The organism is Mesorhizobium sp. M7D.F.Ca.US.004.01.2.1 (assembly GCF_003997785.1).
Lineage (GTDB): Bacteria > Pseudomonadota > Alphaproteobacteria > Rhizobiales > Rhizobiaceae > Mesorhizobium > Mesorhizobium loti.
The window spans coordinates 1-555 of sequence record NZ_RZRQ01000752.1 but is presented as its reverse complement, the minus strand read 5'-3'; the positions used below and the strand labels follow the sequence as shown (position 1 = coordinate 555).

The following is a 555-nucleotide window of genomic DNA, read 5'->3' as shown; positions in this document are numbered from 1 at the left end:
GGTTCAACGCCACCAAAGGTTTTGGTTTTATTCAGCCTGACGACGGCTCAGCCGACGTTTTTGTCCACATCTCGGCCGTAGAGCGCGCCGGTATGCGCGACATCGTCGAGGGCCAGAAGCTCGGCTACGAGATGGTCCGCGACAACAAGTCGGGCAAGATGTCCGCCGACCAGTTGAAGGCGGCCTGAAAAAAGAATTCAGCTCTCCCGGTGACCACGGATGTACTGGCACCGGTGAGTGGCGAATTCGGGCGCATGGCCGCGGAGACCTGAGTTTCCACGGCATGTCATGCGCATGAGAGGAGCGTGCCTTGTGCATCCGTCTGGATGCACGGCGTTCTCTTACGGAAGGTCAGGCGGTGCCTGGCCTTTTTCATTTTGCGCGTCTTGTCGCCGAAAGTGCGCTGCGCGCCGGCCTGGACGTGCTAAAGGACGCTCCAGCAATTTGAATCCGCTGCCGTATTTGCTCTGTGCGTCGTCTTGACCGAAGACCCGGTCTCGCTCCATCGGCACAGGCTCCTGACAGGAGAAAGATTTTGACCGCTCATTCGAAGAC

Annotated in this window: 2 protein-coding genes; one reads left to right on the top strand and one right to left on the bottom strand. The window is 58.7% G+C overall.

All coding sequences use genetic code 11. From position 1 onward, the window contains the following. The coding region (locus EN993_RS36625) for a cold-shock protein (RefSeq protein WP_164758099.1) at positions 1-188 on the top strand (188 nt) is incomplete at its 5' end. Positions 189-341: 153 nt separating this feature from the next. On the opposite strand, the gene EN993_RS37535 is transcribed toward EN993_RS36625, so the two are convergent. Further along, positions 342-555 (bottom strand): hypothetical protein (locus tag EN993_RS37535; RefSeq protein WP_206532504.1); only part of this gene is annotated, 214 nt, incomplete at its 5' end.